16 protein-coding genes are annotated in these 19039 nt (G+C 74.8%); 8 read left to right on the top strand and 8 right to left on the bottom strand.

The features are described 5' to 3' along the window. Positions 1 to 243 precede the first annotated feature (243 nt). The 6 genes from AC5K6T_RS13435 to AC5K6T_RS13460 form a co-directional block, all read right to left on the bottom strand. Positions 244 to 1470: a hypothetical protein gene (locus tag AC5K6T_RS13435; protein ID WP_493208722.1), complete on the bottom strand. Its 1227-nt coding sequence runs from the start codon at positions 1468 to 1470 to the stop codon at positions 244 to 246. Positions 1471 to 2034: 564 nt separating this feature from the next. Next, positions 2035 to 3399 (bottom strand): FAD-dependent oxidoreductase, encoded by a 1365-nt coding sequence (locus AC5K6T_RS13440; protein WP_493208724.1) that lies wholly within the window; start codon positions 3397 to 3399, stop codon positions 2035 to 2037. Positions 3400 to 4171: 772 nt separating this feature from the next. Continuing rightward, positions 4172 to 4954: an SDR family NAD(P)-dependent oxidoreductase gene (locus AC5K6T_RS13445; protein ID WP_493208725.1), complete on the bottom strand. Its 783-nt coding sequence runs from the start codon at positions 4952 to 4954 to the stop codon at positions 4172 to 4174. Positions 4955 to 5155: 201 nt separating this feature from the next. Further along, the gene (locus tag AC5K6T_RS13450) at positions 5156 to 6082 is read right to left on the bottom strand and encodes a GNAT family N-acetyltransferase (protein ID WP_493208726.1); all 927 of its coding nucleotides are present in this window, start codon (positions 6080 to 6082) and stop codon (positions 5156 to 5158) included. A 139-nt stretch (positions 6083 to 6221) separates the two neighbouring features. Further along, a complete protein-coding gene (locus tag AC5K6T_RS13455; protein ID WP_493208727.1) occupies positions 6222 to 6521 on the bottom strand; it encodes a hypothetical protein in 300 nt (99 codons plus the stop codon). Between the two features lie 192 nt (positions 6522 to 6713). Beyond that, on the bottom strand, positions 6714 to 7166 hold the full coding sequence (locus tag AC5K6T_RS13460; protein WP_493208729.1) for a YbhB/YbcL family Raf kinase inhibitor-like protein: 453 nt from the start codon (positions 7164 to 7166) through the stop codon (positions 6714 to 6716). 100 nt (positions 7167 to 7266) lie between these two features. Between AC5K6T_RS13460 and AC5K6T_RS13465 the strand changes: the two genes are divergently transcribed. The 7 genes from AC5K6T_RS13465 to AC5K6T_RS13495 all read left to right on the top strand — a co-directional run bounded on the left by AC5K6T_RS13465 (position 7267) and on the right by AC5K6T_RS13495 (position 16838). Next, positions 7267 to 7857: a PadR family transcriptional regulator gene (locus AC5K6T_RS13465; protein ID WP_493208731.1), complete on the top strand. Its 591-nt coding sequence runs from the start codon at positions 7267 to 7269 to the stop codon at positions 7855 to 7857. Positions 7858 to 8288: 431 nt separating this feature from the next. Then, positions 8289 to 9992, top strand: coding sequence for a tetratricopeptide repeat protein (locus AC5K6T_RS13470; protein WP_493208732.1), 1704 nt, complete (start codon positions 8289 to 8291; stop codon positions 9990 to 9992). An 80-nt stretch (positions 9993 to 10072) separates the two neighbouring features. Next, a complete protein-coding gene (locus AC5K6T_RS13475) occupies positions 10073 to 11596 on the top strand; it encodes a ricin-type beta-trefoil lectin domain protein (RefSeq protein WP_493208734.1) in 1524 nt (507 codons plus the stop codon). 289 nt (positions 11597 to 11885) lie between these two features. Next, positions 11886 to 13283 carry a diacylglycerol/lipid kinase family protein gene (locus AC5K6T_RS13480; protein ID WP_493208736.1) on the top strand — a complete coding sequence of 466 codons (1398 nt, stop codon included), beginning with the start codon at positions 11886 to 11888 and terminating at the stop codon, positions 13281 to 13283. 131 nt (positions 13284 to 13414) lie between these two features. Beyond that, positions 13415 to 14011 carry a phosphatase PAP2 family protein gene (locus AC5K6T_RS13485; protein WP_493208737.1) on the top strand — a complete coding sequence of 199 codons (597 nt, stop codon included), beginning with the start codon at positions 13415 to 13417 and terminating at the stop codon, positions 14009 to 14011. Between the two features lie 267 nt (positions 14012 to 14278). Beyond that, positions 14279 to 15727, top strand: a complete 1449-nt coding sequence (locus AC5K6T_RS13490; protein WP_493209346.1) for a glyceraldehyde-3-phosphate dehydrogenase — start codon at positions 14279 to 14281, stop codon at positions 15725 to 15727. Between the two features lie 220 nt (positions 15728 to 15947). Then, complete coding sequence (locus AC5K6T_RS13495; protein WP_493208739.1) at positions 15948 to 16838, top strand: NAD(P)-dependent oxidoreductase; 891 nt, start codon at positions 15948 to 15950, stop codon at positions 16836 to 16838. A 484-nt stretch (positions 16839 to 17322) separates the two neighbouring features. Here the strand turns inward: AC5K6T_RS13495 and AC5K6T_RS13500 are convergent, their stop codons facing one another. Beyond that, entirely contained in the window at positions 17323 to 17790 is a 468-nt protein-coding gene (locus AC5K6T_RS13500; protein ID WP_493208740.1) for a winged helix-turn-helix transcriptional regulator, read from the bottom strand. Between the two features lie 95 nt (positions 17791 to 17885). Between AC5K6T_RS13500 and AC5K6T_RS13505 the strand changes: the two genes are divergently transcribed. After that, complete coding sequence (locus AC5K6T_RS13505; RefSeq protein ID WP_493208742.1) at positions 17886 to 18386, top strand: PaaI family thioesterase; 501 nt, start codon at positions 17886 to 17888, stop codon at positions 18384 to 18386. A gap of 54 nt (positions 18387 to 18440) precedes the next feature. Here the strand turns inward: AC5K6T_RS13505 and AC5K6T_RS13510 are convergent, their stop codons facing one another. Then, the gene (locus AC5K6T_RS13510) at positions 18441 to 19028 is read right to left on the bottom strand and encodes a TetR/AcrR family transcriptional regulator (protein WP_493208743.1); all 588 of its coding nucleotides are present in this window, start codon (positions 19026 to 19028) and stop codon (positions 18441 to 18443) included. Between the last annotated feature and the right edge of the window lie 11 nt (positions 19029 to 19039).

The following is a 19039-nucleotide window of genomic DNA, read 5'->3' on the forward strand; positions in this document are numbered from 1 at the left end:
GGAGCCCTCCTGTGTCCGGTGCGTGCGGTGCGGTGCGGTGCCGTGCGATGCGATGCGATGCGGTGCGAGTGCGAACGTGTGCGCGTGAACGTGTGCTCGGTGAACGGCGCGTGCGGCGGCCGTGCGCCCCGCAGCACGACGCGCACGCGCAAGGTGAGGATTCCCCGCTACGGCCGCTGTATTGCCGCTACCGAGGGCGGCCACACCCCGTCCGGCACGATGTGCTCCCGTGCGCCCCTCGTTTCAGACCGTCGGCCCGCCGGTGCCGTCGCCCGGGTCGCCCGTGTCGCGGGGGCTGTCCGTCCCGCGCGTACCGTCGGGGGCCTGCGGGCCGGGAGTGTCCGGCGCCGCGGGAGTGCCGTGCGGGTGCACCGGGTCCGGTGCGGGCGCCGCACGCGTACGGGCGGCGGGGATGAACCGCTCGAACGTGCGCGACAAGTGGCGCAGCGGGGACGGGGCCGCCGGCCGGGTCGCCGCCGCCTGCCCCCCGGCCGCCTCCCGGTACGCGGCCAGCGCCTCGTTGGCGCGTTCCGCGGCCTCCCGGTACAGGTCCCGCGACCGCGTCATCGCCTCCAGCGCCTCCGCGTACAGCCTCACGAGCCCGCGCTGCCGGTCGAGTTCCTCCTCCAGGGTCAGCAGGCCCCACTCCTCCCGCAGGGCCGTCAGCACGCTTCCGGCGCCCTCGGGCAGCGGACGCGGCAGCGCGGCGAGACGGGTCACCGCGTCGAGGAGCTCGGCCGGCTCCGAACCGTCGAGGAAGACGCTGCGCACGGTGAAGTCCCCGGCGCCGTAGTCCGCCGGCGCGGGGTCTCCCGGCAGGACGAGGGCCCCGCCGCGCGGCAGTTGCACCCCGAGGTCGCGCAGTGCGTAGTTCACCGCGCGCAACTGCTGGGGCGCCGCGCGGTGCTCCACCACGCGATGCCGCAGACCGGCCGGCAGCCATCTGGCCAGCGGTGTGCGTCCGCCCTCGCCGGGAGTCATCGCCTCGTGCACGACGACGTGGACCTCCCAGCCGGACTGCGCGGCGCCCCTGAGCAGCCGCCGCAGGTCCCTCTCGTCCCCGGGCAGCGGGTTGAGCCCGCCGAGGAGGAGATCCGCGTCGGCCGTCCGGCCCCACTCCGGCTCGGTGTCCTGCGGCCAGAACATGTCGGCCGGTGACGGCCAGGACGGATCCCAGGCCCGCTCGGCCTCGGCGGCCAGCGTCCATCGGCGGTCGCCGTCCCCGCCGGGCACGAGCGTCAGGCGGGCCCGGACGGTCACCCCGGGCACGGGACGCCACCGCGCCTCGAACACCCGGTCGGAGGAACCTTCGGGGGCGGGGACCTCGTGCTGGTCGTCGATCGCCCCGGCCGTCTTCAGCCGGCGCAGCCGCGCGCGTACGGCGCCCTCCGCGCCGGGGCCGACGTGGCGGCCGCGGGCCAGCCACACCGTGGGAGGAGTCATCGGGCGGTCGCTCGGAGAGGTCGGCATGGGTCCATCGGGGTGAGGAGGTGCGGTCCACCGGCCAGTATCCCCGCCGGACGGCGCCACGATCACCCGGGGCGGACCGCGGGGCGCCCGGACCCGGCGCCGCGCGCCCCGCGGGCCCGTGCGTGCCGTGCGGGGCGGTGGAGCCGCAGGGGACGCGCGGGGCACGTGCGCCGCGGGCGGGGTGCGCGGGGCGCTGGCGGGGTGCGGAGCGCGCACCCGACGCCGGGGCGCCCACTCCTGTCCCGGTGCGCCCCCGGAGGCGAGAATCCCGGGGCGGACAGGGCGCGCCCGCCATCCGCCTCGGGGCGGGCCCTGTCCGCGCGGCGGCGTCCGCACCCGCCGCCGCGGCCCCGTCCGGCGGACGGGGCCGGTGCGACGGGAGGCGGCTCGTACGGCAGTTCGGCGGGTGTGGCGGCCGCGGCCCGTCGACGCACGGAGGTCGCACGGAGACCGCACGGAGACCGCACAGAGACCGCACGGAGGCCGCCGGGGCCCGTACCGCAGCGGACGCCGTCCGCTGCGGTACGGGCCCCGGCCGGGTCGCTCGCCGGCGGGCGGAGCCGGCTACGCGCCGCTGGCCCGCAGCATGTCCTCACGCTCGACGATCTTCACCCGCTCGCGGCCCTGCGGCTCGCCCAGCGCCTTCTCCGCGGCGTCGAGCCGGTACCAGCCCTCCCAGGTGGTGAAGCGCAGGTTCCGCTCGGCGAGGAACGCGTCCACGGCCTCCGGGGCGGGCGACTGGGGTGTGTGCAGGCGCTCGTGGGCGAAGTCGTCCAGGAGGTTGGCCACGGTCTCGTTCGCATCGCCCTTGGTGTGGCCGATCAGGCCGACCGGACCGCGCCGGATCCAGCCGGTGACGTACACCGACGACAGGTGCGCCCCGCTCTCCTCGATGACCCGGCCGCCCTCGTCCGGGACGGTGCCGGACGCGATGTCCCAGGGCAGCTTGGGGAGTTTGTCCGACAGGTAGCCGACCGCGCGGTAGACGGCGTCCACGTCCCAGTCGGTGAACCGGCCGGTGCCCCTGACGTTGCCGGTGCCGTCCAGCTCGGTGCGCTCGGTGCGCAGGCCGACGACCCTGCCGTCCTCGCCGAGGATCTCCACCGGCGACTCGAAGAAGTGCAGGAACAGCTTGTGCGGCCGGTCGCCGACGTCGCGGATCGCCCAGTTCTCCAGGGTCTTGGCGACCATGTCGGTCTGCTTGTTGCCGCGCCGGTCGGCGATCGAACCCTCGTCGTAGTCGATGTCCTCGGGGTTGACGACGACCTCGATGGAGGGGGAGTGGTCCAGCTCGCGCAGCTCCATCGGGCTGAACTTGGCCTGGGCGGGGCCGCGCCGGCCGAACACGTGGATCTCGACGGCCCTGTTGGCCTTCAGGCACGCGTGGACGTTCGGCGGGATCTCCGTCGGGAGCAGCTCGTCGGCGGTCTTGGCGAGGATGCGGGACACGTCGAGCGCCACGTTGCCCACACCCAGCACGGCTACCTTCTCCGCCTCCAGCGGCCAGCTGCGCGGCACGTCCGGGTGACCGTCGTACCAGGACGCGAAGTCGGCGGCACCGTAGCTGCCGTCCAGTTCGACCCCGGGGATGCCGAGTTCGCGGTCGGCCACGGCCCCCGTGGAGAAGATCACCGCGTCGTAGAACGCCCGCAGGTCGTCCAGGTGGATGTCCGTGCCGTAGTTCACATTGCCGAACAGGCGCACCTGCGGCTTGTCGAGCACCTGGTGCAGCGCCGTGACGATGCCCTTGATGCGGGGGTGGTCCGGCGCGACCCCGTAGCGGATCAGGCCGAACGGGGCGGGCATGCGCTCGAAGAGGTCGATGGACACGCCGGGTCCGGCGGCCACGTCGGACTTCAGAAGGGCGTCGGCGGCGTAGATGCCGGCGGGCCCGGCTCCGACGATGGCTACGCGCAGGGGGCGCGACATGATCAGGTTCCCTTCGAGCGGTGACGAGTGATCTCGGAGGAAGCCTAAGTTAAGGCAAGCCTAAGTTGGTACGCGGGTCCGTTCTATGGGCTCATAAGCGGGATTTATGAAGGGGGAAACCCATCCTTGGGGTCCTGCCTCCGGGTCCCGTCCGCCCGCCGGTGCGCCCGTCCGCCTGTCCCGGCCGGCATCTCACCCTCGTCCCGTGACCCCGCGCCGGAGTGATCGTTCCTGCTCTGCGGCGAAGACGGCGGGTGACGACGGTGTACGGGGCGACGGGTGCGCCGCGGCCCGGCCGTGGTCAAGCATGACAGGGGGCCGCGGGGCCGCGGGGCCGCGAGGCCGCGGGGCCGCGGGGCCGTGAGGGCCCTGGGCGGGCGTGGCGGGGCGAGGTGGGCCGAGGCCGGGCGTGGCGGGGAGCGGTGCTCCGGTGAGTGAGCGCTGCTCTGTTTGCGGAACGTTGCTCTGTTTGTGGAGCGGTGCTCTCGTTGTGGAGCGGTGCTCGCTTCCCAGCGCGGTGCTCCGGTGAGTGAGCGCTGCTCTGTTTGCGGAACGTTGCTCTGCTTGTGGAGCGGTGCTCTGTTTGTGGAGCGGTGCTCGCTTCCCGGCGCGGTGCTCTGCTCGCGGAGCGCTGCTCTCTTTGCGGAGCGGCGCTCCCATCTCAGGCCGCGCCCCGCGCCCCGCGCCCCGCGAGCTGCGAGCCCCAAGCCGCGAGCCGCGCGCCGGGGGGCCGGGCTTGCGTCCGTGAGCAGAGAGCACCGGTCCGTTCGGCTCAGTGCACCGACAGGCCGCCGTCGACGAAGAGCGACTGTCCGGTGATGTACGCGGCGGCACGGCCGGAGAGGAAGACGGCCGCGCCGGCGAGGTCCTCGGGCAGACCGTTGCGGCCGGCCATCGTGCGGGCGGCCAGCGCCGCCATGGTGTCGGGGTCGGACTGCAGACGGGCGTTGAGCGGGGTCGGCACGAAGCCGGGCACGAGCGTGTTGCAGGTGACGCCGTGCGGTGACCAGGCCTCGGCCTGGGACCGGGCCAGGGACTCCAGCGCGCCCTTCGACACCCCGTAGGCGCCGCTCTGGACGAACGCCCGGTGCGCCTGCTGCGAGCTGATGTGGATGATCCGCCCGTAGCCCCGCTCGGCCATCCCCGGGCCGAAGCGCCGGCCGAGGAGGAAGGGCGCCTCCAGGTTGACCGCCATGGTCGCGTCCCACACGTCGTCGCCGAGTTCGCTCAGGGGCGGCCGCAGGTTGATGCCCGCGGAGTTGACCAGGATGTCCGGTTCGCCGAAGTGCGTCACCGACTCCTCGGCGGCGGCCCGGACTCCGTCCCGGCTGCCCAGGTCGGCGCTGACCCAGGCCGCGTGGCAGCCGTCGGCGGCCAGTTCGGCGACGGTGGCCGCCAGTTCCGGCTCCCGTCTGGCCACCACGACCACGCTCGCCCCGGCGCGGGCGAGGGCGCCCGCGACGGCCCGGCCGATCCCCGAGCTGCCGCCGGTGACGAGGGCGACACGCCCCCGCAGGGAGAACAGTGCGGTGAGATACCCGTCGTTCGTGATCATGCGCTCACCCTAGAGCGTCGGCGGGGGACGGCCCGCTCGGTGCCAGGTCCTCGGTCACCGGTGCCGGCGTGGACCCCGGTGGGCACGCCGGCCAGGCAGGCCCGCCGGCGCGACTTCGGCGACTTCCGCGACTTCCGCAACTTCCGCGGCATCTGCGGCATCCGCGGCCCCGCGCCCCGGCCGGCCGGGCCGCGGGGCGGCTCAGCCGAGAACCGTCTCCCAGGTGTCGACGGCGTAGTGCACGGTCATGCCGTTGCGGTGGTAGAGGCGGGGCGCGCCGGTGGAGTTGGAGGTGTCCACGCCCAGACCCACGGTGTCCCGGCCCAGCCCGGCGAACACGGCGAAGGCCTGCCGCAGCAGCAGTCCGCCCAGGCCCGTGCCGCGGGCCCGGGACAGGACTCCGATGCTGCGTATCCAGCCCATGGCCTCGCGGTCGTTGCGCGCCACGAGGAAACCGACGTCGCCGAGGTCGTCGGTGGCGGCGATCCACACCAGCGACCAGTCCATCGCGGCGGCGTCCATGTCCTGCAGCCACTGCGCGTAGGCGCGCGGCTGGAAGTCGAAGTGCTCGGCGAACGACTCCTGGTACAGCCGGTGGACGAGTTCCCTGTCCGCCTCCGTTGCGCAGGGGCGGATGTGCACCCCCTCGGGAAGCTCCGGCACCCGGTCCGCGGCCGGGTCCAGGGGGCGGCGCAGCACGTGGTAGCGGCGCACGTCCCGCCAGCCCCGGTCCCGCAGCCTGGCGAGGTCGGTCGTGGGCCGCACGTTCAGATGCAGGTGGACCACCGCCCGCTCCGCCCCGTTGGCGCGCGCCTTCTGCAGCGCCCGGGCCTCCATGGCGGCGAGAACCTCGAACGCGGCGTCCTGGTGGTCGGGCAGCGCGTAGTGGTCGATGTCGATGCGCTCGCCCTCCGACTCGTCCCACAGCAGCCCGTACGCCACCAGCGCGTCCCCCTCGAACGCCAGCCAGGTGTCCCGCTCCAGGTCGGTCTCGGGGTGCTTGAGATCCGCCTCCACGGTGTGCAGGTCGGTCTCGGCCCGGCCGATCTCGATCAGGTCGACGGCGTTGAGCAGGTCGGTCACGGCAGGGGCGTCGGCGAGTGTGGCCGGACGGAGAGAGGACGGCATGAGGTGAAGCGTCCGTCGTGCGGGTGACCGGCCGCAACGGGTTTTCGCCCCGCACCCGTTGCAGCCGCCCTGCCGTTCGCCTCGACGGTCCGCCGAGCCGCGTTCGAGCGCAGCCGCCGTGCGGCGCTCCGGGCGCGGGTCAGCGAGGCCGGGCGGGTACGGAGCCGGGCTGGGAGGGAGCCGCCGTGCGGGCCGGTCCGGGTGCGGGCTCGGCCAGGTCGGCGCGCTCGAGCAGCCGGCGGGCCAGTTCGCGGGCCTCGGTGGCGGTCAGCGACGCCCAGACGCCGGGGGCCCCGTCCCGGTAGCCGCCCACGTCGAGGGTGACCCGGCTGATCGGCCGGTCGTCAGGCGCCAGCCTGAGGCACTTCACCGTGATCCGGCGACCACATCCGGTCACCAGCGGAGTGGCACCGGCCACCTCCGGCCCGGTCGACGCCATCGGTCTCACACCCCTTCTGCTGCTGCGATGTCCGCTGCCCTGTCTGCTGCGACGTGCGGGGCCGGCTCCGGTCCGGGCCCCTGTCCGTCGCCTCGCACAACGCGCCCGGGGCCCGTGTCATTCCGGCCGGGGGAGGCCGCGGGCACGCCGCAGAGCCCCGGCCGCGGAGCGGCGGGGTGTCCCGCGCCGCGCTCAGCGGTGGTACATGCCCACCAGCGTGCCGCTGGCGAGTTCCCTGTCCGCCACCGCCCGGTGCACCTGCTCCGCGGAGGGCGCCTCGGGCAGGACGCAGGGCTCGCGGAGGGCGTAGAGCCGGAAGCGGTAGTGGTGCGCCTCGTCGCCGGGCGGGGGGTGGGGGCCGCCCCAGCCGCGCAGTCCGTAGCCGTTGACGAGGCCGGTGCCGCCACGCGGCTGCTCGCCGCTGCGGGCCCCGTCGCTGTGCGGGTCGATGCCCACGACGACCCAGTGCACGAAGGTGCCCGACGGCGCGTCGGGGTCCTCGCAGACGAGGACCAGCTCGGCGGCGCCGTCCGGGACGCCGGACCAGGCCAGCGGAGGAGAGACGTTCTCGCCCTCCAGCGCGTACCGGCGCGGGATGGCGGCCCGGTCGTCGAAGGCGGTGCTGTGCAGATCCATACCGGTCATGCGCCACGGGTTCCCCCCAAGCGGCAGCCCAAGCGGTCTCGCCGGGGCGGGCCCACGGCCTGCCGGGTTCCGCCGACGGGGCCGGTGCTAGCTTGCTGCCATGGCACTGCGACACGCGCTCATGGCGGCTCTGCTGCAGGGCGAGGCGTCCGGCTACGACCTCGCGAAGGAGTTCGACGCCTCGGTCGCCAACTTCTGGACGGCCTCACCGCAGCAGCTCTACCGGGAGCTGGAGCGCATGGAGCGCGACGGCCTGATCGCCGCCCGGGTCGTGCAGCAGGAGCGCCGCCCCAACAAGCGGGTGTTCTCCCTCACCGAGGCCGGGCAGCGGGCGGTGCGCGCGTACGTCGCCGAGCCGCCCGCCAAGCCGACCGCGATCCGTGACGAGCTGATGGTGAAGGTGCAGTGCGCGGACGACGGCGATCTCGGCGCGGTGCGGGCCGCGGTCGCCGCGCGGATGGAACGGGCCGCCGCCAAGCTCGACCGCTACGAACGGCTGCGGCAGCGGCTGCTGGACGGCCGCACCGAGGACGAGTACTTCGCCGAGGCCGAACGCATCGGCCCCTACCTCACCCTCCTGCGGGGCATGGCCTTCGAGCAGGAGAACATCCGTTGGGGTGAAACAGCCCTCCACCGCCTACGGCAGCGATCCCCCCGCACCCCCGCCACGCCGTCCCCGACGCCCCCCTGACCCTCCCCGCCCTCCCCGCCCCACCGGCCGGCCCGAGGCCCCGCGACGGCGCCGTACTCCTCGACGGCGGGCCGCCCCGGAAGGACGGCGGGCCGCCCCGGAAGTGCACGCGGAACGGCGCGAAGACCCGTGACGGCGCCGCACCCGTCGACGGCGGGCCCGTAGCGGAGGGGGCGCGGGGAACGGCGCGAGCCCCCAGGACGGCGCCGCACCCGCTCACGACGGGCACCGCTTCGGGAAGCGGGCGCGCAAAGCGGCGCGAGACCTCGACGACGCCGGCGCCCCGCCCCGGGCAGCCGGGCCCCGCCCCACGCGGCGCCACGCTCCCCCACTGCTCACCGTCCCCGGCCCCGCCGGCGGAGCGCCTACGCTGCGGAGGCACGACCAGGGCCCATCCCGCGCCCCGGCGGCCGACCAGCCAGGAACCTCGTATGGACTACTACGACCTCGGCAGCCACACCCGCCCCGTGACGACCTCCTCACCCACCGCCCAGACGTGGTTCGACCGCGGTCTGGTGTGGACGTACGCCTTCCACCACGAGGAGGCCGTCGCCTGCTTCGAGCGGGCCCTCGCCGCAGACCCCGACTGCGCCATGGCCCACTGGGGCATCGCCTACGCCCTGGGCCCCAACTACAACAAGCCCTGGGAGGCCTTCGACGGCGACGACCTGACCCGCAGCGTCCGGCGCACGCACGCCGCCGTCGAGCGCGCCCGCGAACTGGCCGCCGGGGCGACCCCGGTCGAGCGCGCCCTGATCGAGGCGCTGCGCGCCCGCTACCCGCAGGACCGGCCCGCCGAGGACTGCTCGGTGTGGAACGCGCCGTACGCCGACCGCATGGCCGCCGTCCACGCCCTCGCGCCCGGCGACCTCGACGTGGCCGCCCTGTGCGCCGACGCGCTGATGAACCTGACGCCCTGGCAGCTGTGGGACCTGCGGTCGGGAGAGCCCGCCGAGGGAGCCCGGACGCTGGAGGCGAAGGACGTCCTCGACCGGGCGCTCGCCGCGCCGGGCGGTCTGTCCCACCCGGGGCTGCTGCACCTGTACATCCATCTGATGGAGATGTCCCCGGTCCCGGAGGCGGCCCTGCCCGTGGCGGACCGGCTGCGCGACCTGGTCCCGGACGCCGGGCACCTGCAGCACATGCCCTCGCACCTGGAGGTGCTCTGCGGCGACTACCGGCAGGTGGTCGCGGACAACACCAGGGCGATCGCGGCCGACGACAGGTACTTCGCCCGCTCCGGCGCGACCGGCTTCTACACCCTCTACCGCGCGCACAACCTCCACTTCAGGATCTACGGCGCCATGTTCCTGGGCCGGTCCCAGGTGGCGCTGGAGACCGCGGCGCGCCTGGAGGAGGCCGTCCCGGAGGAGCTGCTGCGGGTGCAGAGCCCGCCGATGGCGGACTGGCTGGAGGGGTTCTGGGCGATGCGCGTGCACGTCCTCATCCGGTTCGGCCGCTGGGAGGACATCCTCGCCCTGCCGTTCCCCGCCGACCCGGAGCTGTACTGCGTGAGCACGGCGATGCTCCACTACGCCCGTGGCGTGGCGCTGGCGGCCACCGGCCGCGTCCCGGAGGCGGAGGCCGAGCGCGAGCTGTTCCGTGCGGCACTCACCCGGGTGCCGGACTCGCGGATGCTCTTCAACAACACCTGCGCCGACGTCCTCGCCGTCGCGTCCGCCCTGCTCGACGGCGAACTCGCCTACCGCAAGGGTGACTTCGACGAGGCGTTCGCCGTGCTGGAGCGGTCCGTGGAACTGGACGACACGCTCCCCTACGACGAGCCCTGGGGATGGATGCAGCCCGCCCGTCACGCCCTGGGCGCCCTCCTGCTGGAGCAGGGCCACGTCGAGCGGGCGGAGGCGGTCTACCGTGCCGACCTCGGGCTCGACGACACGCTGCCGCGCGCCTGCCGGCACCCCGGGAACGTGTGGGCGCTCCACGGCCTCCACGAGTGCCTCCTGCGGCTCGGCAAGGAGGGCGAGGCGGCGATCGTGGGCCAGCAGCTGACCTTCGCCGCGGCGCTGGCGGACGTGCCCGTGGAGTCCTCCTGCTTCTGCCGCCTGACCGCCGGAGCCGTCGACTCCGCGGCGGATGACGGGTGTGGTGGCGGGCCGCACGGAAGCAGAAGCTGAAACTTTCTCACGTTCAACGTCTTCCCAACGCTGCTACCCGCTAGTAGGACCGTGGGTATCACCTGCATCGGGGAGGCGTCATGAAGCGCACGGTACCCAGAATCAGATGCACGGCCGCCGCCCTCGCCGCGGCGGCCGCGACCGTGCTGGCGGGGCTGTCCGCCCCGGCGGCCGGCGCCGCGGCCGGACCGGCGGCGACCACCGCGGCCCCGCTCCCGGCCGCACTGGAGCAGATCCGCGCCGCCGAGGCCACCGCCCTGTACGGCGATCCGGCCGAACGCCCGCTCGCCGAGCGCAAGTCGTCCCTGATCTCGCTGGGCGACAGCGAGATCTCCGGCGAGGGCGTCGGCACCTACGAGCCGGGCACCAACGGCCCCGACAACTGGTGCCACCGGTCGCCCGACGCGGCCGTCCACCGCACCGGCATCCCCGCCGACGTCACCTACAACGTGGCCTGCTCGGGTGCCTCCACGGTCAACATCCGCATCGGCGGCACCAAGCAGTACGCCGACGAACTCGTCCAGAGCGACAACCTGGCCGTCAAGGCCCGCAACACGCGCGTGAAGATGGTGCTGCTCGTCGCGGGCGCCAACGACGACCTCCAGTTCGGCCCGGTGATCACCGACTGCGTCACCCGATGGGTGCTCAGCCAGGGCACCTGCGAGCCCAAGTACGCCCCCGGCTGGCAGGCCCGAGTCGACCAACTGCGCCCCAAGGTCGAGCAGACCGTCCGCGACCTGCGCACGGTGATGCGCGACGCCGGGTACGCCGACGGGGACTACCGACTCGTCGTCATGGGCTACCCCAGCCCCATCGGACCCGACATCCACGACAACCCCGCCTTCCCCGGCAAGCTGCCCGGCGGCTGCGCCGGCTACGACTCCGACGCCCAGTGGGGCCGCGACCAGGCCGTACCCGCCTTCGAGCGCGGCATCCGGCAGGCGGCCCGCGCGGCCGGCGCGGTCTACCTGGACAACTCCCGTCTCTTCCACGGGCACGAGGTCTGCATGGAGCAGACCTGGGCGCGCGGCCTCTACCTCGACCTCGGCGACCACTTCCCCTGGGACGAGAACACCGCCCGCCAGTCCTTCCACCCCAACCAGCGCGGTCACGCCGCCTTCGCCACCTGCCTCACCGAGCTGTACGACTCGGGCCTCGGCGAGGCGGGTTGCGCCGACCCGGCGAGCACCGGCACTCCCCGGCTGTACCCGCTCGCCTGGGACGACGCGTTCCGCCCGCTGACCAACGAGGCCACCGGGTCCTGCCTGGACGCCAAGGGCGGCTCCAGCGCCAACGGCACCGCGGTCATCGGCTGGGACTGCCACGGCGGCCGCAACCAGGGCTGGTGGTACGACGGCACCCGGCGCTCCCTGCACACCGAACTCACCCACGACCGCTGCCTGGACGTGCCCGACTCCGGCTACACCGCGGGCCGCGCCCTCATCGTGTGGAACTGCCACGGCGGCGCCAACCAGCAGTTCGTCCGCCAGTCCGGCACGATCCGCCCCGCCGCCGCGACCGGCCTGTGCCTGACCCTGGCCTCGGCGAAGGACCCGCTGCGGCTGCAGCCCTGCGACGGCTCGGCCCGCCAGCGCTTCGCGTAGCCCCGCTCGTCCCGCCCGTCCCGCTCGTCCCGCCCGTCCCGGCACCGCCCGGCCGTACGCCCGTACGCCCGTTGTGCGGTGGGGGTCACGCCCGCAGCCGGGCGTGACCCCGCCCTCGGAGGCCGCACCCGCGCCGGGTGCGGCCTCCCGTGTCGCTGGCTCCGGCCGGGCGGGCATGAGATCGTCGACTGCACGGCCGACGCGGACGGGTCCGTACCGCGCCACCGGTGCACGTCCCTCCTCGCGCCCGAGGCGGGACGGGGTGCGACGACCGAAGGCTGGGTGAGGGATGGCCATCGCTGCGGGACCGGGCTCCGGCCCGGACGGCGCCGCGTCCGGCGAGAGCCGCGCCCACGTCTGGGCGCGGCTGTCGGTGCTGTGCGGCCTGGGCGCCTTCGCGTTCCTGGCCGCCGCGACCGGCTCCGGCGGCTGGCTGCTGCTCGTCGCCGGCGCCGCCGGATTCGCCCTCACCGCCGCCGGTGTGTGGTGGGCCCTCGCGTACCGGGGCGTGGCGCGCCTGGCGGGCGCCCTGCTCGCGCTGGGCACGCCGGTGGCCGTGCTGGTGCTGTTCGCCGCGACCGGCGTGTGGGTCCTCGCCGTCGTCGTGATCCTGCTGTGGGGCGGCGCGCTGGCCTTCGCCCGTGCCGCACTGCGCCGGCTGCGGCAGCCGTACGGCATGCACGCGCGCAAGGCGTCCCCGCCGCGCCGCCCGGTGCTCATCATGAACCCGCGTTCGGGGGAGGGGAAGGTGGAGCGTTTCGGACTCGTCGAACGCGCCGAGGCACTCGGCGCCCGGGTGCTCCTCCTCGAACCCGACGGGCCCGACGCCGAGACCCTGGCCCGGCAGGCGATCGCCGGGGGCGCCGACCTGATCGGCGCCGCCGGCGGCGACGGCACCCTCGCCACGGTGGCGGCCGTCGCCGCCGGGCACCGCCTGCCCTTCCTCGTGGTCTCCGCCGGCACCCGCAACCACTTCGCGATGGACCTGGGCCTCGACCGCACCGACCCGTCCACCTGTCTCGACGCGCTCACGGACGGCGTCGAGCTGCGTGTCGACCTCGGCGACGTCGCCGGCCGGCCCTTCGTCAACACCGTGTCCTTCGGGGCGTACGCGCACATCGTGCAGAACCCCGAGTACCGCGACGCCAAGGCCGCCACCGCCCTCGAACACCTCCCGGACCTCCTCCAGGGCGAGGCCGGACCCCGTCTGGAGGCGGAGGCCGACGGCACCCGGCTCTCCGCCCCGCAGGCGCTCCTCGTCAGCAACAACGCCTACGCCCGTGCCGACCCCTTCGGCGCCGGGCGCAGGCCCCGGCTGGACCGCGGCCGGCTCGGCGTGATCTCCGTGCGGGTGGAGGGCGCGGCCCAGGCCGCCGAGGTGGCGCTGCTCGGGGAACGGGCGGGCGGCATCCGGACGCTGACCGCCAGACGGGTGGAGGTGCGCGCCGACGCCGACCGGATCCCGGTGGCGGTGGACGGAGAGGCGCTCACCCTGTCCGTGCCGGTCGTGTGCACCGTACGCCCGAGGATGCTGCGGGTCCGGGTGCCCCGGCACCGGCCGGGCGCCACCTACGCGACACCTCCGGTGGACTGGCGGCGCATCGTCCGGCTGGCCCTGACCTCCCGCAGCACGGGGACCTCCCGCAGCACGGAGGCCTCCCGCAGTACAGCGCAAGGAGCCGACTGATGCCCGACCGTCCGCCGCACGACCGTCCGCCGCACGACCATCCGCCGCACGACCGCCCTCCCCACGACCGCCCTCCCCACGGAGGCCCTCCCCACGGAAGCCCGCCCCATGACGACGTCCCTCCGGGCGACGTGTCCCCCGTCGCGGTGCCGCACGACGAGCCGGTCCGCGACGCTCTGCCCCGGTGGCGTCTGGTGCACGATCTCGGCGCGCTCGACCAGGCGCTGTACGAGGCGGTGAAGGTGACCGAGACGCCGGCGCTGGACGTGGCCCTGCGGCGGCTGTCCGCGGCCGCCGACCACTCCAAGATCTCCCTGACCGCCGCGGGGCTGCTCGCGCTGCTGCCCGGCCGCCCCCGGCGCGCGGCCGTGCTGGGCATGGCCGCCGTGGGGGTCGCCTCGGCGACCGCCAACCTGGTCGGCAAGAAACTGGTGCGCCGCCGCCGGCCGCACCGGGCCGAGGACTCGCCGTTCCCCGGCCGGCACGTGCCGATGCCCGACTCCGCGTCCTTCCCCTCCGGCCACACCGCCTCCGCCGTGGCCTTCGCCGCCGCGGTCGGCCCCGCCCTGCCCGTCACCACCGTGCCGCTGGGCCTGCTCGCAGCGGCGGTCGGCTACTCCAGGGTGCACACCGGGGTCCACTACCCGGGCGACGTGGTCGCCGGAGCGCTGCTCGGCACGGGAGCGGCCGCGCTCGTCCTGGCCGCCGCCGGACCGCCCCGGTTCTGACCCCTCCCGTCGGCCCGCCCCGTCCGCTTCACGGCGCACGGGCCGCCCCGCTGTCCCCGTCGCCCCCGTCGCGCCGCCGCCCCGTCCGCCCACTGCGCACCGCCGGGCGGACGGGGCGGACGGCGTGCGCGGCGTGCCCCGCGTGCCCCGCGTGCCGACCGGGGCGAGGCCCCGTCCAGGGTGAATCCGCGGTGACCGGCACCCCCGGCAGCACCGGATATCCATCGGGTTAGCATATGAGCGCCGACTAGCTCGAAAGTGAAGACTGTGACTGTCAACGACGACTCGTTCACCAACTGGAAGAACCGCGAGGAGATCGCGGAGTCGATGATCCCGCTCATCGGGAAGCTGCACCGCGAGCGGGACGTGACCGTCCTGCTGCACAGCCGCTCCTTGGTGAACAAGTCGGTGGTCAGCATCCTCAAGACCCACCGCTTCGCCCGCCAGATCGACGGCGAGGAGCTCTCGGTCACCGACACGATGCCGTTCCTCGCGGCCCTCACCGCACTGGACCTCGGCCCCTCCCAGATCGACATCGGCATGCTCGCCGCGACCTACAAGGCCGACGACCGCGGCCTGACCGTCGCCGAGTTCACCGCCGAGGCCGTCGCCGGCGCCACCGGTGCCCACAAGATCGAGCGCGGCGAGGGCCGCGACGTCGTGCTGTACGGCTTCGGCCGCATCGGCCGCCTCGTCGCCCGCCTGCTGATCGAGAAGGCCGGCTCCGGCAACGGACTGCGCCTGCGCGCCATCGTCGTGCGCGGCGGCAGCTCCGGCGAGGACCTCGTCAAGCGCGCCTCCCTGCTGCGCCGCGACTCCATCCACGGCCAGTTCCAGGGCACCATCACCGTCGACGAGGCGAACAGCACGATCATCGCCAACGGCAACGCCGTCAAGGTGATCCACGCCGACAGCCCCGGCGAGGTCGACTACACGGCGTACGGCATCCGGGACGCCATCCTCATCGACAACACCGGCAAGTGGCGCGACCGCGAGGGCCTCTCCCAGCACCTGCGCCCCGGCATCGACAAGGTCGTCCTGACGGCGCCCGGCAAGGGCGACGTCCCGAACATCGTCCACGGCGTCAACCACGACACCATCAAGCCGGACGAGCAGATCCTGTCCTGCGCCTCCTGCACGACCAACGCGATCGTCCCGCCGCTGAAGGCCATGGACGACGCCTACGGTGTGCGGCGCGGACACGTGGAGACCGTCCACTCCTTCACCAACGACCAGAACCTCCTGGACAACTACCACAAGTCCGAGCGCCGCGGCCGCTCCGCGCCGCTGAACATGGTCATCACCGAGACGGGCGCCGCCTCCGCCGTCGCCAAGGCGCTGCCCGACCTGAAGGCCAGGATCACCGGCAGCTCCATCCGCGTCCCCGTCCCGGACGTCTCCATCGCGATCCTCAACCTCCAGCTCGCCCGCGAGACCACCCGCGAGGAGGTCCTCGACCACCTGCGCGAGGTGTCGCTGACCTCGCCGCTGCGCCGTCAGATCGACTTCATCAGCGCCCCGGACGCGGTCTCCAGCGACTTCATCGGCTCCCGCCACGCCTCGATCGTCGACGCCGGCGCCACCAAGGTCGAGGGCGACAACGCGATCCTCTACCTGTGGTACGACAACGAGTTCGGCTACTCCTGCCAGGTCGTGCGTGTCGTGCAGCACGTCTCCGGGGTGGAGTACCCGACCTACCCGGCCGCCCAGGCCTGACCCGGCCGCGGCCGCCCCGCCCGGACTGTGCGGCGGGCGGGGCGGCCGCGGGACCGGTCCCGGCACCGCGGGCCGACGGGCGCGTCCCTCCCGCGCCGTCGGCCCCCGCGCCACCCGGCCCGCCCGGAACGACACCTTCCGGGCGGGCCGCCGCGCCGGAGGTGACGCGGCGCCACCCGCCGGCTTGCCCCGTGCCGTGCGGATCACCAAGGTGGAGGGCATGACCGACCAACTCACCGTCACCGTCCTCGGCACCGGCATCATGGGTGCCGCCATGGCCCGCAACCTCGCCCGCGCCGGTCACACCGTCCGAGCCTGGAACCGCAGCCGGCCCAAGGCGGAGCCGCTGGCCGCCGACGGCGTACACGTGGTGGACTCTCCCGCGGACGCGGTCGAGGGCGCCGACGTCGTCCTCACCATGCTGTTCGACGGGCCCGTGACCCTGGACGTCATGCGGCAGGCCGCCGACGGGCTGCGCCCCGGGGCCGCCTGGGTGCAGTCCACCACGGCCGGGCTCGAATCCCTCGCCGACCTCGCCGCCTTCGCCCAGCGCCACGACCTGGTCTTCTACGACGCCCCCGTGCTCGGCACCCGGCAACCCGCCGAGGCCGGACAGCTCCTGGTGCTGGCCGCCGGACCGGCGCAGGGCCGCGATCTGGTCACGCCCGTCTTCGAGGCGGTCGGCGCCCGCACCGTGTGGACCGGCGAGGACGGCGCGGAGGGCGCCGCGACCCGGCTGAAGCTCGTCGCCAACAGCTGGGTCCTGGCCGCCACCAACGCGGCCGGCGAGACGCTGGCCCTCTCCAAGGCCCTGGACGTCGACCCCGAGGACTTCTTCGGCCTCATCGCGGGCGGCCCCCTGGACATGGGCTACCTGCGGGCCAAGGCGGACCTCATCCGGCAGGACCGGCTCACCCCGGCGCAGTTCGCCGTGACGACGGCGGCGAAGGACGCCCGGCTGATCGCCGAGGCCGGGCGGCGGCGCGGCGTGCGCCTGGACATCGCCGAGGCGGGCGCCGCCCGCTTCGAGCGCGCAGCCGCCGGAGGCCACGGCGACGAGGACATGGCCGCCGCCTACTACGCCAGCTTCGACGACGAGTCCGGCGCCTGAGCCGCGGGCCGCCGCCCCGCGGCCGTCGCCCGCGGTCCGTCCGCCCGGCGGTCCCCCGGCGGGTACCGCGGTCCGTCCGCCGGCCCGGCCGTCTCCCGGCGGGCGCCGTCTCCGCACGTCATCCGCCGCGCAGCACGACGCGGGCCCCGGCGTCCCGGCACGGACGGCGACAGCCGGGCGGCCGCCCGGTCCGCGTCGTACGCTCCCGGCTCGGCCACCGGCCGGCGGGCACGGGCCGGCGGGCGCGGTCGGCGTCGGCGTGCGGAGCGCGCCCTCGCCGCCGCGGCCACCGTGCCGGCCCGCGACGCCGCCCGCCCGCGGACCGGGGCCCGGAACGCCGGCCGCCCGCCAGCGGTGACCGTCACCGTCCCGCCCGGGCTTCCCGCCCGGGCTTCCCGCCCGGGCTTCCCGCCCGGGCTTCCCGCCCGGGCTTCCCGCCCGGGCTTCCCGCCCGGGCTTCCCGCCCGGGCTTCCCGCCCGGGCTTCACGCCTGCGGCCGGGCCCCCGGACCCGGGCGGGCCACGACCTCCCTCGGGGTCAGCGCGGTGTGCTCGGTGCAGCACTCCACCACGATCCGGACCGGGGACCCGCAGGAGGCGTGGCGGATGTCCAGGACGGACCCCTCGGGTTCGCCTTCGTGCTGCTCGCCCCACTGGCGCAGTGCCATCAGCACCGGCCAGAGGTCCCAGCCCTTGCGGGTGAGCCGGTAGCCGTTGCGGGAGCGGCTGCCCGGCTCCTGGTACGGGACGGTGGCGAGGATCCCGGCGGCGGTCAGCTTGCGCAGCCGGTCGCTCAGCACCGCCTCGGACATGCCGATGTGGCGGCGGAAGTCGTCGAACCGCCGCACACCGTTCGCGGCGTCCCGCAGGATCTGCAGCGTCCACTTCTCGCCCACCACGTCGAGCGTGCGCTGGACGGGGCAGTTCTCGGTGCTCGTCTCAAGCCACTCCATGCGGCCATCGTAGACGGCTGGCTTCGCTGTTGACAGTCAGCTGGCGGCCCAGCTAGCTTCGCTGTGTGAAGTCAGCCGAGGAGGGGCAGCGCAGCATGCGACGGACTCGCACGTACGAGTGGCAGGATCCCGCGATCACGGCCGGTGCCGTCGGGCAGGGCACCGGGCTGGACATGATGCGGAGCATGCTGGCGGGCCGGCTGCCGCCACCCCCGATCATGGCGACGCTCGGCTTCACGCTCGACGAGGTCGAGCACGGCCGCGCGGTCTTCTCCCTGAAACCGGGGGAGGAGCACTACAACCCCATCGGCAGCGTGCACGGCGGTGTCTTCGCCACCCTGCTCGACTCGGCGGCCGGCTGCGCCGTGCAGTCCGTGCTGCCCGAGGCCACGGGCTACACCTCGCTCGACCTCAGCGTGAAGTTCCTGCGCCGGGTGACCGTGGACACCGGGCCGGTGCGGGCCGTCGGCCGGGTCGTCACCAGCGGTCGGCGCACGGCACTCGCCGAGGCCACGCTGGTGGACGACGCCGAGCGTCTGCTCGCCCACGCCACCAGCAGCTGCCTGCTGTTCCCGGTGCCCCCGGCCGGGTCCTGACCGCACCGCGGCCCTTCGGTGACGGGACTGCGGGGCGGCCGCTCCGACGCACCGTCAGCGGCGGTCGGCCGGGGGCGGATCCGGCCAGTTCCGCAGCAGCGCGTCCAGGGCGTCGATGATCCTGGTCCACGTCTCCTGGGTGTCAGGGGCGCTGTGGCTGAAGCCGCCGCCCATCTCCAGGCTGACGTAGCCGTGGAAGACGCTGCCGAGGAGCCGGACGGCATGCGTCCGGTCCGGTTCGGCCAGGTCGTAGCCGCGCAGGATCGCCCGGGTGAGCTGTGCGTGCCGCACGCCCGCGCCGGCCGCCGCCGTCCGCGGGTCCAGCCGGAACTGGGCCGCCGCGTAGCGGCCCGGGTGCTCGCGGGCGTAGTCGCGGTAGACGTCGGCGAGGGCTCGCAGGGCGTCCTTGCCCGTCCGGCCGGCGAGTGCGTCCGCCGCCCGGTCGGCGAGCTCCTCCAGGGCGAGCAGCGCGATCCGGGTCTTGAGGTCGTGCGAGCTCCTGACGTGCGAGTAGAGGCTGGCGACCCGGACGTCGAACCGCCGGGCCACCGCGGACACGGTCACCTGCTCGAAGCCGACCTCGTCGGCCAGCTCCGCGCCGGCCCGGGTCACACGCTCCGCGCTGAGTCCGGCCCTCGCCACGGCGGCCCCTT

The sequence above is a fragment of the Streptomyces sp. B8-7 genome, assembly GCF_058833805.1.

Bases quoted from the DNA above. Each gene is read 5' to 3' on its own strand.
- AC5K6T_RS13475 (WP_493208734.1), top strand. From the start codon at position 10,073: ATGAAGCGCACGGTACCCAGAATCAGATGCACGGCCGCCGCCCTCGCC.
- AC5K6T_RS13455 (WP_493208727.1), bottom strand. From the start codon at position 6,521: ATGGCGTCGACCGGGCCGGAGGTGGCCGGTGCCACTCCGCTGGTGACC.
- AC5K6T_RS13450 (WP_493208726.1), bottom strand. From the start codon at position 6,082: ATGCCGTCCTCTCTCCGTCCGGCCACACTCGCCGACGCCCCTGCCGTG.
- AC5K6T_RS13470 (WP_493208732.1), top strand. From the start codon at position 8,289: ATGGACTACTACGACCTCGGCAGCCACACCCGCCCCGTGACGACCTCC.
- AC5K6T_RS13505 (WP_493208742.1), top strand. From the start codon at position 17,886: ATGCGACGGACTCGCACGTACGAGTGGCAGGATCCCGCGATCACGGCC.
- AC5K6T_RS13465 (WP_493208731.1), top strand. From the start codon at position 7,267: ATGGCACTGCGACACGCGCTCATGGCGGCTCTGCTGCAGGGCGAGGCG.
- AC5K6T_RS13435 (WP_493208722.1), bottom strand. From the start codon at position 1,470: ATGCCGACCTCTCCGAGCGACCGCCCGATGACTCCTCCCACGGTGTGG.
- AC5K6T_RS13440 (WP_493208724.1), bottom strand. From the start codon at position 3,399: ATGTCGCGCCCCCTGCGCGTAGCCATCGTCGGAGCCGGGCCCGCCGGC.
- AC5K6T_RS13495 (WP_493208739.1), top strand. From the start codon at position 15,948: ATGACCGACCAACTCACCGTCACCGTCCTCGGCACCGGCATCATGGGT.
- AC5K6T_RS13445 (WP_493208725.1), bottom strand. From the start codon at position 4,954: ATGATCACGAACGACGGGTATCTCACCGCACTGTTCTCCCTGCGGGGG.
- AC5K6T_RS13480 (WP_493208736.1), top strand. From the start codon at position 11,886: ATGGCCATCGCTGCGGGACCGGGCTCCGGCCCGGACGGCGCCGCGTCC.
- AC5K6T_RS13460 (WP_493208729.1), bottom strand. From the start codon at position 7,166: ATGACCGGTATGGATCTGCACAGCACCGCCTTCGACGACCGGGCCGCC.
- AC5K6T_RS13500 (WP_493208740.1), bottom strand. From the start codon at position 17,790: ATGGAGTGGCTTGAGACGAGCACCGAGAACTGCCCCGTCCAGCGCACG.